The 13,521-nt window shown below is 45.5% G+C and carries 10 protein-coding genes; 7 read left to right on the forward strand and 3 right to left on the reverse strand.

What is annotated here, in order from left to right:
* Positions 1-163: 163 nt before the first annotated feature.
* Positions 164-3,274 carry a M1 family metallopeptidase gene (locus tag A3EU_RS0117085; RefSeq protein ID WP_156825801.1) on the reverse strand — a complete coding sequence of 1,037 codons (3,111 nt, stop codon included), beginning with the start codon at positions 3,272-3,274 and terminating at the stop codon, positions 164-166.
* 376 nt (positions 3,275-3,650) lie between these two features.
* Here A3EU_RS0117085 and A3EU_RS0117090 point away from each other — a divergent pair, with 376 nt between their 5' ends.
* A complete protein-coding gene (locus A3EU_RS0117090; RefSeq protein ID WP_020537409.1) occupies positions 3,651-5,798 on the forward strand; it encodes a peptidylprolyl isomerase in 2,148 nt (715 codons plus the stop codon).
* Positions 5,799-6,292: 494 nt separating this feature from the next.
* Here A3EU_RS0117090 and A3EU_RS0117095 read toward each other — a convergent pair whose 3' ends face one another.
* Positions 6,293-7,192 carry a DMT family transporter gene (locus A3EU_RS0117095; RefSeq protein ID WP_020537410.1) on the reverse strand — a complete coding sequence of 300 codons (900 nt, stop codon included), beginning with the start codon at positions 7,190-7,192 and terminating at the stop codon, positions 6,293-6,295.
* Between the two features lie 159 nt (positions 7,193-7,351).
* On the opposite strand from A3EU_RS0117095, the gene A3EU_RS0117100 reads away from it, so the two are divergent.
* The 5 genes from A3EU_RS0117100 to A3EU_RS0117125 all read left to right on the forward strand — a co-directional run bounded on the left by A3EU_RS0117100 (position 7,352) and on the right by A3EU_RS0117125 (position 10,826).
* Positions 7,352-7,813, forward strand: coding sequence for a redoxin domain-containing protein (locus A3EU_RS0117100; RefSeq protein WP_020537411.1), 462 nt, complete (start codon positions 7,352-7,354; stop codon positions 7,811-7,813).
* A 59-nt stretch (positions 7,814-7,872) separates the two neighbouring features.
* The gene (locus tag A3EU_RS0117105) at positions 7,873-8,178 is read left to right on the forward strand and encodes an ATP-dependent Clp protease adaptor ClpS (protein WP_020537412.1); all 306 of its coding nucleotides are present in this window, start codon (positions 7,873-7,875) and stop codon (positions 8,176-8,178) included.
* 6 nt (positions 8,179-8,184) lie between these two features.
* The gene (gene aat, locus A3EU_RS0117110; protein ID WP_020537413.1) at positions 8,185-8,877 is read left to right on the forward strand and encodes a leucyl/phenylalanyl-tRNA--protein transferase; all 693 of its coding nucleotides are present in this window, start codon (positions 8,185-8,187) and stop codon (positions 8,875-8,877) included.
* A gap of 357 nt (positions 8,878-9,234) precedes the next feature.
* The gene (gene cysQ, locus A3EU_RS0117120; RefSeq protein WP_020537415.1) at positions 9,235-10,023 is read left to right on the forward strand and encodes a 3'(2'),5'-bisphosphate nucleotidase CysQ; all 789 of its coding nucleotides are present in this window, start codon (positions 9,235-9,237) and stop codon (positions 10,021-10,023) included.
* A gap of 38 nt (positions 10,024-10,061) precedes the next feature.
* A complete protein-coding gene (locus tag A3EU_RS0117125; RefSeq protein WP_020537416.1) occupies positions 10,062-10,826 on the forward strand; it encodes a glycosyltransferase family 2 protein in 765 nt (254 codons plus the stop codon).
* Positions 10,827-10,829: 3 nt separating this feature from the next.
* Here A3EU_RS0117125 and A3EU_RS0117130 read toward each other — a convergent pair whose 3' ends face one another.
* A complete protein-coding gene (locus tag A3EU_RS0117130) occupies positions 10,830-12,272 on the reverse strand; it encodes a hypothetical protein (protein ID WP_156825802.1) in 1,443 nt (480 codons plus the stop codon).
* Between the two features lie 91 nt (positions 12,273-12,363).
* Here A3EU_RS0117130 and A3EU_RS0117135 point away from each other — a divergent pair, with 91 nt between their 5' ends.
* Complete coding sequence (locus A3EU_RS0117135; protein ID WP_020537418.1) at positions 12,364-13,458, forward strand: T9SS type A sorting domain-containing protein; 1,095 nt, start codon at positions 12,364-12,366, stop codon at positions 13,456-13,458.
* Positions 13,459-13,521: the final 63 nt, after the last annotated feature.

Genomic DNA, 13,521 nt, shown 5'->3' on the forward strand with positions numbered 1-13,521 from the left:
TTTCCATTCGCAAGGCGAAACCTCGAAGAAGCCGCGAAGCGAAACGCAGGCAATGTAGCGTGTTGGCGAGGCTTTTCAACGCAGCGAAGGGGGAAAAGAGCAGGTCAAAAATCACAAATCCTGCCTTGGAGAACTATTACGCAAGAAAACAACACGGTGCCCGTTACCACCCCCTCAACCCATCCATCCATTTCCACGGCATCAAATCTGTGATCAACAGCCGGAAAGCGAGTCGTTCCCCCAAGCCTCCTTGTTCTTTGAGGGGATTGATGATTTCCGGGGAACCGAAAAGAGGAGCATAGATGCCAACTTTGCCATCCAACCATTCGAGGGCCAGCCCGCCTGTCCAGAGAAATTTGTTTTCATCACCATTGAAGGTGGGGGCTACGTAGCTGCCAGCATCCAGATAAGGGCGCAGTGGTAACCAGCTCGGCGTAAAGGGGAGATCTATCGAAGTATTTACGCTGATCATTCTTTTGTTGCTACGTCCTACCTGGAAAGCAGTGGGGACGGGTGCGCGAAACCCACCTGCTCGCAAGCCAAGTTGCTGAGAGGTCAACCCATCGGTAGTAGTACGCCCCAGGTAAGCATTGTCAAATCGGTAATCATCGGTACCGCGATCAAAAAGACTGAAAGCCTGTGCAGGCGTGTAGGTCGTTGTTTGCAAGGAATTGCTCAAGAAGAAACCGGCGAACAAGCGCCAGTGGAATGCTTTTTGAGCCTGGTATAGAAACTTTCCCTTTCCCTCGAAGAGAAGCTTGTTGTGCATCTGGTTCCGACTGAAATCATCGGTGTAGTTGGCGTGTTCGTAGGTCAGGCGAAGATGGGCCGGGCTCAGTACCCAGTCGCGGTCCATTTCGAAACTAACCTGATAAATGTCCTGAAGTTGATCTTTGGTGCCTAGAAAGTCTCCTTCAATACTGAAATTTAGTTCTTCGGTGTTGATATATAAGCCTCTGGTGGTGAGGCTAGGCACCCACTTGCTGTTGGGCAATTCATGAAAGGTCAATGAAAATCCAGCAGTTCCGCGCTGAAAGGAAAGGGGTAATTCCTCCGGCTCATAGGTCGCGAAATGAAAACTACGGAGATTGCCAAAAAGCTTTATTTCCCTGAAGGTGCTATTTGCAGCTTGTTTGATCCTTACTTGTAGGCCCAGCATACCGTTGAGGGTTTTGCTTTCAAAACCATAGAAAGGGGCAGCTACCCATTCAATCGTTTGAGGAATGATGCCCCTATTATGTAAAACGACTCCTGGCAATAACCCATCGTCCTCGTTGTAACCAAGTAATGGGAAAGCAAAAAGTGTAGACTTGGTGTCGTTCTTGATACCGGTGAGCAAGCGGAGCTGAGGCGGTGCCAGCTTTCCCCAACCTTTCTGCCAGTCATTGTTTTGGCGATAGGATTCGAGGCTGTGGTGTGCTGGGTCAATGAGTAGCTGGGTGTATTTCTTGTTGGCTAAGCCTATTTGCTTATTGCCGATAAATCCAGGATGCCAGTTTAAGGTAGTATCACCATTGCTATCAATGGTTTGCAAGGCGAAAGGGCCGGCGATATTGCCCTTGTTGGTTAGGTTTAATTGTGGTTGCTCCCCTTGGTCTAACTTTTTGAGCTCGTAATCTTGTTGTTCTACAGACTGCATAAAGCCTTGGAATAACCAGCTAAGATCATCGTCGCCTTCTTTTTCAAGTGTCGCTTGCACATCCTGCGGACCAGGGTGCTTGAACTGCCATTCACGGAAGTAAGCTTGCATAGCTTGATCAAACCGATATTTTCCCCAGTAACCTTCGAGTTGGCGCAAAGCTTTGGCTGGGGTGCCGTAAGAACCTACCCAATAGTTGTAGAATTCCAGTTGCTCGGAGGGCGTGTCAGGAGCTTGGGTAAGCCGTTGGCAGGCATAATAGCGGTAGCCGATTTCGTCGAGATCAGTGGGTATGTTGTCGCTCATTGCTTTAGGGAGGAGCGTATCAGGCCCGTAATATTGATGGTCATAACGATGGTCGTAATAAGAGTTGAAACCTTCGTCCATCCAGGAGTGGGTACGTTCGTTACTGGCCAAGATGCCGTAAAACCAGTTGTGGCCTACCTCATGAGTGATGACATTGTCAAGTGCCCTGCCGTCGGCGGCAAGTCCGATCACGGTAATCATTGGGTATTCCATCCCGCCACCGGCACTTAGCGCACTTTGTACAGCGGTGACTTGTGGATAAAGGTAGGAGCCAATATGTTGACTATAAAAAGCCGTTGAGCGTTTGAGATACTCAAGGGAGTTTTGCCATAGATGGGCCTGTTCGTCAGTGAAAAAAGACCAGACTTTTATGGGCTGTGTCTTGCCGATGACGGTAACACTGTCGTGTAAAACATGGAAGCGCTTGTCTGCAAACCAGGCAAAATCGTGGACCCAATCGGCTTCATAATGGAGCGTTTTTTGTTCGGGTACACTTGCAGGGAAAGCTGGCGAAGTATAAACTGCAGGGTCATTGTCGGACCAGCTTTTCTGGGCAGTTGCCCGCGCTCTGTCGAGTAACCAAGCTTGTTCTTCCTTGGTTTGGAGTTCTCCCGTAGCTCCCACGAGGTAGTTAGCCGGAAGGGTGAGGGAAACATCATAGGAGCCAAACTCACTGTAATATTCACCGTAGTCGAGGTAGGCCATAGGATGCCAGCCATCACGGTCGTAGACGGCGGGTTTGGGGTACCATTGTGTGACTTGGTAAGACTGCCCTACATGCCCAAGCCGGGAAAACGAAGCGGGAAATTGGAGCCTAAACGGTGATTGGATGCGAATATGACCTTTGGGCGGAAGCGGTTCGTTAAGTACTACTTTAACCACATCGGGGCCAAGTTCGGTAGGGAGTACAGCCAGTGGTATACTGTGGTTAGTGAATTCCAAGCTGTCAATAAAGCCCAAGTCTTCTTCTGGTGCGAAATAAAAATCGACGGAGCCACTGGCCAATTCTTGTTGGGCAAAAGCCGTGCTTCGGTTTTGGTAGGCATTGGGCCAAAGGTGCAGATAAATAAAAGTAAGTGTGTCGGGAGAGTTGTTGTGATAGTCCATCGCCCATTGCCCTTTGAGTTGGTGAAGTTGATCATCTAGCTGCACCTGGATCGAAAAATTTACTTCTTGTTGGAAGTAATCATCTTGCCCCAGAAGAGGGGAAGTAGAAACGAGTAAGAGGCAAATGCTCAGGTGTGCTGAGATTGTAGTTTTGGTGAAAATGGGTAAGCTCATGAGGAGGAATAGCTTTTGACTGTACCAGGTGTGAAGCGATACTGTCATAGATGCACTTCTATTAGGTGGTATAGATAATCAAACTAAATTAGGGCTGTAATATAATAAGGTATTGTCTAAGTAAGAATACCCTGACAATCAGTTGCTGCTTAATTTAGTGGGTGTAAAACCATAGATATTGGAGGTTTTAGGAGTTGATTTATAAAAAGAGGCAGATTTAAGTGTTAAACACTTGTATCCTAAACGCCTAAATATTTTGTTATTAACAGTCAAAGCCTTTTCTTTGCATGGATTTTTCAGGGCGAGGTCGTATCTTTGCCCTCCTGCTTTTAAAGCAGGGTGTTTAAATAACTGATTACTAGGCTTTTATCTTTGTGCCCGTTTTATTGGGTACAGGCTCAAAATGCTGCAAAATTGACGATAGATGGCACTGATTGGTAAAATCAGAAATAATTCCTGGATACTGATCGTAGCGGTTGGCCTCGGTTTGGGCGGCTTCCTGGTCATGGATATGGTAAGCGCAGGACAAGGTCCTGGAGGGGGATTATCTCAACTCGTAGTGGGTAAAGTGAATGGTGAAAAGATTCGCCGGACGGAATTTGAACGCATCAATAGTTTGCGTTTCAATGGTTCTACACTTCCTAGCTACCAGAATAGAAATACATTATGGGACTGGTTTGTAGAAGATCAGCTTCTCAGAGACGAAGCAGAAGCAATTGGCTTGGGCATTAGTGAAGCTGAAGTTGCTGAACTTGAATTTGGTGCTAATCCTAGCCCAATCATTCGTCGTAACTTCCCTAATCCTCAGCAGCCCGGCGCGATCAACCGCCAGCAACTGGATTATTTCAAAGGCTTGATTGATGGCGGTACACTTCGTGACGAAATCGAGCAAGGGCGTATGAGTCCGCAATTCCCAGAGTTCTGGCGTATGCAGCGGGACATGATCAAAAAAGATCGCTTGCAAACCAAATTGCAAGCATTGGTTCAGAAGGGCATGTATACGCCTAACTGGATGGCTGAAATGGGTTATAATGAGCAGAACCAGAATGTAGATTTTGTCTACGTGAAAGTTCCTTATGATCAGATTCCTAATAGCGATGTAGCTATTTCTGACAGTGATCTGAGCAGCTACCTCAATGCCAATGCCGCTCGTTATGAGCGTAAGCAGGAAGAGCGAGTGCTCGATTACGTTGTTTTCGACGTGCTGCCTACCGCTGCTGACTCTGCGGCTATTCGTACCAAGATGGCAGAATTGATTCCTGAGTTCAGAAACGCTACAGACGGTGATTCTACTTTTGTACTGCGGTACGAAGGTGTTATTACACCAGCTTATGCTTCTAAAGATGATCTGAGCACAGATATTGCTGACACGGTAATGAACTTGCCAGTTGGTAGTGTTTACGGACCTTACGTAGAAAGCGGTGAATTCCGTTTACTAAAAGTAATTGACCGGGTTGTAATGGCGGATTCTGCTGATACCCGTCACATTTTATTGAGTGCTACTACTCCTGACCAGTTTGCTACTGCTGGAGCTCGTGCTGATAGTATTATCAATGTATTGAATGCCGGAACTACTGCGTTTGATTCACTGGTAGTGGCATTTAGCGAAGATCCAGGTAGTGTAAGCAATGGTGGTAAATACGAAGGCGTAACGCCTAACCAGTTTGTACCTGAATTTAATCGGGTACTCTTTATCACTGGTGTGCCTGGACAGCTTTATAAAGTACGAACTGCTTATGGTATCCATATCGTAGAAGTACTAAGCCGTACTGCTGCGACCACTGAGCGTGCGAATGTTGCCTTCATCCGTGAAGCCATCGTACCTAGCAAAGAAACGCAAGACAATGTGTTTCAGGATGCTTCTCAGTTTATTGCCAACAATCGTTCATTGGATGATATGAAGGCTGCTGCACAAGAAGCAGGTAACCTACGTGTTGTATCTACGCCTACTTTCAATAAGAATGCTTTTACCTTGGGTGATCTAGGGTTTAGTAATGATACCAAGGATGCTATTTGTTGGGCATTTTCAGCTGATCCTGGCGATGTTTCCCCTAGTGTTTACAGCTTTACTGACCAAGTTCGTTACTATGACAACAAGTATGTTGTAGTTGGTTTGCAGGACATCATGGAGCCAGGTACACCAAGTGTTGACGAAATTCGTACAGAACTAGAAGCTGAAGTATTGGCTGCTAAGAAGACCGAAATGGTTGCTAGCCAAACTCAGGGAATGGACCTACGTGCAATAGCAGGTAAGTATGGTACAAAAGTAGATACTATTCAGCGTGCTGCCTTTAGCCGGCCTTCTATGCCTGGTTTGGGATCTGAGCCTAAAGTAGTTGCTACTGCTGTTGGTTTGGGACAAGGACAAACTTCGGCTCCTATTCAGGGTGCAGGAGGGGTGTTTGTACTACAAGTAACCAATAAGCCAGCTGTTGGTCAGGCGACTAATCTGCCTCAGATTCGTCAGCAAATGAGCCGCACTGCTCAAGGTACTGTCGCTAGTTCCTTTATTTCTTTGTTCCGCGAAAGCGCAGACGTAGAAGATAATCGTGCTACTTACGAATGTAACTAAGTTACTCTCTTAGTAGCTTTTTTAAGGAAGGAGAACCTTTCTTAGCTATCCTCCCGAACTTTACCATCGTGTAAAGTTCGGGAGGATTTTTTTTGATAGTGTTTGAAGGAGCGTATCGGGCGACTTCTCCTGAGTAGTATTCGTCGTCGATGCGGTGATTGATCCCACTAGTGAGAAGCCACCTCCAACCACCCTCGACGCTGCGCATCGGTCCCGCCAGCGGGACACATAGCGGGCCGTGGCCCGAGAAGTGCGGAAGCAGTGTATTTGCTCAACGTTATGTTACTCGATGTCGATGGAGCTTACTAGTGCGCAGGCCAGTAGGCCGGAGCGCGGGGCGCGGAGCGACCAAGGACAAGCTGGCGTAGAGGTAGTGCGTAGCGCAGCAAAGCACTAAGAACGGAGCAAGCGGTAGCGCGCGCAGCGCCGCTATGGCCCATAAAGAAGCTGTAGGTCGGAAGTGTTGAGTTGAAAACCATCAACCAACAACCTGACTAACTCTCATACCGCTTCATCCGGCGACGAATAACAGGGTAGCTGAATACCGCAAGTAGGATGATGACTACGCCCCAGTAAAAGCCAGGCTCGAGGTCTTCTTGCTCATTGAGGAGAAGCCAAGCGAGAATGATGCCGTAGACGGGCTCGAGGTTGACGGTGAGGTTGGCTGCAAAGGCCGAAAGGTGGCGTAGGGCACGTAAGCTAAGGGTGTAGGCGAGGTTGGTGCAAAGGAAGGCCAGAATGAGGATGTAAAACCAGTCGCTGCTCGTAGCGGGCCACCAAGTGCCTATGTCGCGTCCGGTAATGAGAAAAACACCAAGGACTGCGCTAAGGAATAGCCATGCGCTGCCCAGTTCTACGAAGGTAACCCGGCTGGGGTGGACATCGGCGAGGTATTTTTTGTTGAAGGTAGCGAAAGTGGCGGCGAGGAAAGCGGAAGTTAGTCCGGCAATAACACCCCATATCATGCCTGGCTCGATGTTGTTGACGACAAGAATCATGCCTGGGATGATAAGCAAGCCGAGGGCCATCTCGTACCAGCGGAAAGGCCGTTTGACGATGAGTGGTTCCAGGAAAGCCGTAAAAAAAGAGGTAGTGGCCATGCAGATGAGGCAGATCGAAGCGTTGGAAAGCTTGATGGCACCGTAAAAAGTGAGCCAATGTAAAGCTACTAAAACACCGATACCCATAAAACGCAAAAGCAGGGGCTGCCCCAAATCACGGAGCAGATGCTGAGGCTTAACAAAGGGTAATAAGCTGCCGCTAGTGAGCAGTACGCGCCACCAAACAAGCACCAATGCTGTGAGTTGAATAAGATCACCGAGAATGGCCGTTAGGCCAAACAGCAAAACAGCAAGGTGTAATTCTAAATAAGCACGCCGTTCTTCTGTAAGCATAGCGGAAAGCCTTATCTTTGTAATCTGCAAAAGTGCACATTCTGGTGGAATTTTAGCGAACTTATTATTTCTAGCTAATAAAAATCTTTCTGGGAAGTTTTTTGTTTTAACAGACTTAAAGCAAGATGCTTTTGGAAAATCATAAAAAATAATATAATCATGGCTGTAAAAGCAGGTGACAAAGCGCCCACATTTACTCTTGTTTCAGACACGTTGAAAGAAGTTTCTCTTAGCGATTACGCAGGCAAGAACGTTGTGTTGTTATTCTTTCCGATGGCTTTTACCAGCGTTTGCACGGAAGAGTTGTGTATGATGCGTGATGATATAGCCACGTACAATAACCTGGATGCGGATATTCTGGCGGTATCGGTAGATTCTCCGTTTACACTGGGCCGCTTTAAGGCGGATCAGTCGCTAAACTTCCCACTCTTATCGGATTTTAATAAAGAGGTGTCTCGTAATTACGGCGCGCTTTATGAGGAATTTGTGTTGGGGCTGAGAGGTGTATCCAAGCGGTCGGCTTTTGTAATAGATAAAGAAGGAACTGTTAGCTATGCCGAGGTGTTGGAGAATGCCGGTGAGGTGCCTGATTTTGCGGCGATTCGCAAAGCATTGGCGTAGTTAATCAATTTGTAGGTTGATCTACTTGTTGTGCAGAAAAATTAAATAATGTATTTGCTATGTTGTTCTCGAATGAAGTAGAAGAGCTGGAAGAAGTCTTGGTAGAAGATGAAGTAGAGGATACGGGAACCGGAGAGCCGGCTCAACTGATCGTCTATAATGATGACCACAATTCGTTTGATTGGGTTATCAAGTGTTTTGTCGATGTACTAGGTCATGCTTCCTCCCAAGCTGAGCAGTTGGCGCTCATTATCCATACCAAGGGTAAGGCCAATGTCAAGAATGGTCCAAAGCGAGTATTGAAGCCACAGAAAGATGCGCTCACCGAACGTGGGCTTTCAGCGGTGATCGAGGAAGCTAAGTAAAGCGAGATGCCTGTATATTGGTTGCCAGAAGATGAACTTAGATTTCCTCACCCTAACGAATCTAGTCCGGATGGGCTATTAGCGGTGGGGGGAGATTTAAGTCCAGAGCGCCTACTATTGGCGTATAGTTGGGGCATCTTTCCCTGGTATTCTGCGGACGATCCTATTCTGTGGTGGAGCCCAGACCCTCGTTTCGTACTTTTTCCAAATGACCTGAAGGTGAGTAAGAGTATGCGCCCTTACTTTAATCAACAAAAATATCGAGTTACTTACGATACCTCTTTTTCAGAAGTGATCAAGGCCTGTAGTGCTATCCCCCGTGATGGGCAGGTGAGTACGTGGATCACTCCGGAAATGATCCAGGCTTATGAGCTACTACATAAGCTGGGGTACGCCCATTCTGTAGAGGTATGGCAAGATGATATGTTGGTTGGTGGTTTGTATGGAATTGCGATGGGAAAAGTGTTCTTTGGAGAGTCGATGTTTGCTAAAGCGACCAATGCTTCCAAGTTTGGCTTTATCACTTTGGTTCGAGACCTGAAGGGGAAAGGATATCAACTTGTTGATTGTCAGCAAGAAACAAGGCATCTTGCGAGTATGGGAGCGCAAAGAATGAAGAGAAGCGAATTTCTGGAACGGCTAGAAAAGAACAGGACGCTTCCGCTGAGCGCGGGAAATTGGAAGGAAGGTGTTTTTTGACGCTTGTTTGTTTTTTTTATTTTAAAAACTTTTAGTATATTTGTTCTTCTTGAGTATATTGACAATTACTCAAACAATCAGCGGTTATTACCCCCTGCGGTCAACAGGGAAATTCAGAGGTCTTTTTTGCGTATTGCTTGGCTGTTACCTACGATGGTAGCAGATGATGTCGCACGCCCTGGATGGCCGATTGGCCAAGGGTGGACTTGGCGGTCCGGCAGCTGGGAGGGCCCTCCCACTTGAGGGTGTTATGCCCCATTCTCTCCTGCTCGTCCTATTTCCTTTTTATCCGAATATTAGCCCTTGCCCCTCCATAAAAGCCCTATCTTGGTGCGCTGACTAATATCCTTTTGAATAATGACGATTGATTTCTCGAAGCTGGCTGATGAAGTTGGTACAATTGCCCGTGCAGCTGGTGCTGCTATTCTGGAAGTATATGCTGATAACGATAATTTTGGTATTGAGCACAAAGCGGATAATAGTCCGCTTACACGTGCCGATCAAGCGGCAAACGCCGTTATTATGGCCGGGCTAGAGCAGCTCGATTTTCAGGCCCCTATTGTTTCTGAAGAGAACAAGGAAGTGCCTTACAGCGTGCGTAAAGACTTTGATTACTTTTGGCTGGTTGATCCGCTGGATGGGACTAAAGAGTTTATTAAGCGTAATGGCGAGTTTACCGTTAACATTGCATTGGTACAGGCTGGACGGGTTGTTTTTGGCGTTGTCTACGTACCGGTTACTGCCGAGTTGTATTGGGCGGCTAAAGGGTATGGTGCATTTGCTGTAGCTGGTGCCAACGAAGCGCGAATCACTGCTGCCTCATTTACAATGGCCGATACGGGGCTCAAAGTAGTGGCTAGCCGAAGCCACTTAAACGAGGGGACCCAAGCTTTTGTGGATGCTTTAGAGGTGCCAGAATTGGTAAGTAAAGGTTCCTCCCTCAAGTTGTTGCTGGTTGCTTCAGGAGCAGCTCACCTTTATCCACGTTTAGCACCAACAATGGAATGGGACACTGCCGCAGCACAGATTATTGCAGAAGAAGCTGGCGGTAAGGTTGTACAAGCAGAAACAGGCGAGCCTGTCGTTTATAATAAAGAGAATTTACTCAACCCTCATTTTATTGTTTATGGACAAGTGAGGGATTAGCCAATACCGTAAAAAGGAAATCTAAAAAAACAGAAGCTGTGGCCCGTTCGTTATCGGTTATTATTACAACTTACAACGAAGCAGATAATATTGCTCGTTGCCTGGAGAGTATCCTTGAACTTGCCAATGATATATTGGTTGTGGATAGCTTTAGCACCGACAAGACTGTGGAAATAGCACGTCGTTATCCAGTGCGTGTTTTGGAGCGCAAATACCTAGGGCCCGCAAATCAAAAAAATTGGGCGATCCCCCAGGCCAAACATCAGTGGGTATTGCTACTTGATGCCGACGAGATGGCTACTCCCGCGCTTTGTGCGGAAATAAAAAGACTGCTAGTCGCTGACCAAGCACCTGCTGCTGATGCCTATTGGATTGGTAGGGATAATTATTTCCTGAATCAGCAAATACGATTTAGTGGCTGGCAAGGTGATCGGGTTATTCGGTTTTTTCACCGCGACCGGGCACGCTACAATGAATTACAGGTACACGAAGAGATCGCTACAGATGGAATTACGGTCGGTAGTTTAAATGAGCGACTAGATCATTATACTTTCCGTAGCCTGGATCACTATTTAGATAAAACGCGCCGTTATGCTCATTGGTCGGCGCAGGACCACTCTAAAAGAACTGCCCGGGTTGGGTATTTCCATCTTTTGGGGAAGCCATTTTTTCGATTTTTTAAACATTTCGTCCTTCAGCAGGGCTTCCGGGATGGTAAAGTCGGCCTGATGGTGAGCGCAATTATGGCTTGGGGGGTCTTTTTACGCTATGCTTTTTTGCTGGAGCAGCAAAAAAATAAATGAGACCTAGGCGAGCTTGTCGAGTAACCATTCCCGTTCTGCTATATGGGCAGTTGTCTTTATTCGGTTTCTAATTTTGGTAATTCTATCATCATTTCCAAGTGTTTTGGGATGAGCAATTTGTCGTAAAATATCAATAAAACTGTTGTTAAGTGTTTTGGGCTTAATGGGGAGTTGATTTTGAGATAAGCGGAAGATGTACACCTTAAACGCTTCCATTTTGGCATCAAGTAAAACGGATTGTTGTTCATAATAAATCATGATCTCCAGACGTCGGGCGGCGAGTTTATAATAAATGTTATGGTAGGTGTCATCTAAAAAAGAAAGGGCTTCTTCTAGGTTACCCTGGTAAAAGGAGAGTAAGGCTTGGTTGAATCTATAGGCATTTGGCGCTGAAGCTAGGTCTAAAATTCGACTTTTATTGGCTTTTAGCAATTGAGTGACCCACTCAAAGGCTTTCATTCTCAAGCCAATCGTCACCATGTTAAGGAGTGTTTGCGAATGTATTTTTCCATCAAAATGGAGGTATCCTGCTGCGAGATGTGCTTGATAGAGATGAAAAGAAATACTAAGATAGGCCTGCTCACCATGATTGTAACGTCCTGTAGCAAAGATGCGAAGCAGTGTCTGTAAGGCCTTTACTTTTTTCTCTTCCATCAGGTGACTATGAAGCTGCAATTGGTGCGCTACTTCTTGAAAGAGTTCTAGCTTGGCTTCATGATAGTTGAGTAAGAAAAGTAGAGCATGGTAGTAAACACCGTGAACAGGATACTTGCCAAAATCAAGCGTTGCAATATCATTTAATAAGCCTTCTATCGGCAGGAGTATTTCTGTTGTTTCAGCGTTTGTATGGATGCTTTGGGCTTTCTGCCAAACAACTTGTTCAAGTTTAGATAAAAGATACCACTCATCCAGTTTTTGCTCTGTCTCGTGGAGGTACCAAGTTGATTTTTTTAGTGAGGTAGAGCTAAAATGGGTGAACCAAGCTTCTGCAAGCTGTAGATGTTCCCAGTAAAAAGCCTTGCCTTTGCTACTTTCTTTACTGAGCTGTTTTCCTGCAGTGTTTAGCTTCTGAGCTGCTAGCACTTTAAGCCCTCTCGCTTCGAATGCTGCTGCCAATAACCGCTGTTGAGTAGCTTTATTGGGAGGTATTTGTTGCTGATGGATAAAAAAGGCTTCTATTAGTCGCATCAGCCTACTCATCAACTTTGGTAGTTGCTTTACGTTGTTCTCTCTTGTTTCTGGATAGATTTTTTTTGCAATTAAAGCCTTGTCTAGGTATTGAGCATTGAAATCAGGCTGTGCGAGGTGAAGCAATTCGATGAGGCGTTGTACTTTTTCGGCCTCCCGTCCAGAAATATAGTAAGGAGAGGAGGCCATCAGCCGAATGGCAGCCCAATCATCGTCGGAAAAAGTCTTTAATATTTGAATTAATTTGCTGTCTTGCATTTTGCTCTTTGGAAAAAAGTGCGAAAAATGTAATAGGATAAGGAAGTCATCTTTCTCATCTTTAACGATTACAACATACAAATTTACTATAATGAACAACAAGTTAAACCTTCTGCGCGGGAGCCTACTGGGCTGTTTGCTAATATTTTCTATCCTACTGTCAGCACAACCGATTTCTCTAGTGGATAGCAATAATATTGATGATTTTCTTGAGGATATGGACATCTATTTTGGTGATATTATGGAGGTCAGTGAAGCTGATATAGAGCAGTTTTTGGATCCTTTTATTAACCTCACTACAACTATAAGCTGCACTCCCCCAGCTGTAGAAGTAACCAGTCAAGATGATCTGCAGATCAGTTTTTCCTGGCCAGGAGGAAGTACTAATGTTTATAGAGTCGGGTATTTAAACCTTATGACAGGAGAGAATGGAACAGCTGCTGTAAACCCAAATGATTACACATTCAATGTGCCTAATGGACTCTATGCTTTTGTTTTTCAGCGTGCTTGTGGTCAAGGAATTTACAGTAAAGCAAATATTATTATCTATGATAAGGTGATAGCTAAAGTTAATGAGGATATGGATTGTAATTGTGATTATGCGGAATACGTACAGAATAATGAAATCAATGCATATGATTTAAGTGAGGTAGAGGAATTTAGTGTTTTTATTATGGAGGAAAACATAGAAGGTGTTTACCATAAACTACATTATAAAAAGTCCTGCTCTAGCTGTAACGTGTTCTATATTAATCCAAACTGCCTAGGTAATGGTGGGGTTGTTGGCCAGAACATAAGCTATGTTGGTGATGAAATTGCAACTGTAGTCATCAACTTTGTAGGGAATGGGAATGGGCTTGTAGTTGATATAGCCAGTGGGTATTTCGCTAATTTAGGGGTTTGTGGGAAGAAAAAATTACGGTACACTATTTCTCCTTCTGAACTGCAAATTATTCCAATCAGCTCTGGGCGCTATCAAGTGAAAAGTCAAGTGTTAAAGGGGAACTTAGCCGAAACTTTTGAGGTCATAAACCAGGCTGGTCAAGTGCTACAACGATGGACAGCAACGGTAGGGGATTTTCCATTGGAACAGGAAGTGAACTTACAATCGTACCCTGCTGGGATGTACTTTCTAAGCGTAAGTAGCCAAGCCGGTAGGAAAGTCTATAAATTAATAAAAACATAAACAACTCGTGGCTATATGGNGAGACTGTAATGGCATGTTATTAGCAAGGAAAATAAAAATTTG

The organism is Lewinella cohaerens DSM 23179 (assembly GCF_000379805.1).
GTDB lineage: Bacteria > Bacteroidota > Bacteroidia > Chitinophagales > Saprospiraceae > Lewinella > Lewinella cohaerens.

Coding starts and splice junctions, on each gene's coding strand:
- A3EU_RS0117085 (WP_156825801.1), bottom strand. CDS start 3,274: ATGACAGTATCGCTTCACACCTGGTACAGTCAAAAGCTATTCCTCCTC.
- A3EU_RS0117090 (WP_020537409.1), top strand. CDS start 3,651: ATGGCACTGATTGGTAAAATCAGAAATAATTCCTGGATACTGATCGTA.
- A3EU_RS0117095 (WP_020537410.1), bottom strand. CDS start 7,192: ATGCTTACAGAAGAACGGCGTGCTTATTTAGAATTACACCTTGCTGTT.
- A3EU_RS0117100 (WP_020537411.1), top strand. CDS start 7,352: ATGGCTGTAAAAGCAGGTGACAAAGCGCCCACATTTACTCTTGTTTCA.
- A3EU_RS0117105 (WP_020537412.1), top strand. CDS start 7,873: ATGTTGTTCTCGAATGAAGTAGAAGAGCTGGAAGAAGTCTTGGTAGAA.
- aat (WP_020537413.1), top strand. CDS start 8,185: ATGCCTGTATATTGGTTGCCAGAAGATGAACTTAGATTTCCTCACCCT.
- cysQ (WP_020537415.1), top strand. CDS start 9,235: ATGACGATTGATTTCTCGAAGCTGGCTGATGAAGTTGGTACAATTGCC.
- A3EU_RS0117130 (WP_156825802.1), bottom strand. CDS start 12,272: ATGCAAGACAGCAAATTAATTCAAATATTAAAGACTTTTTCCGACGAT.
- A3EU_RS0117135 (WP_020537418.1), top strand. CDS start 12,364: ATGAACAACAAGTTAAACCTTCTGCGCGGGAGCCTACTGGGCTGTTTG.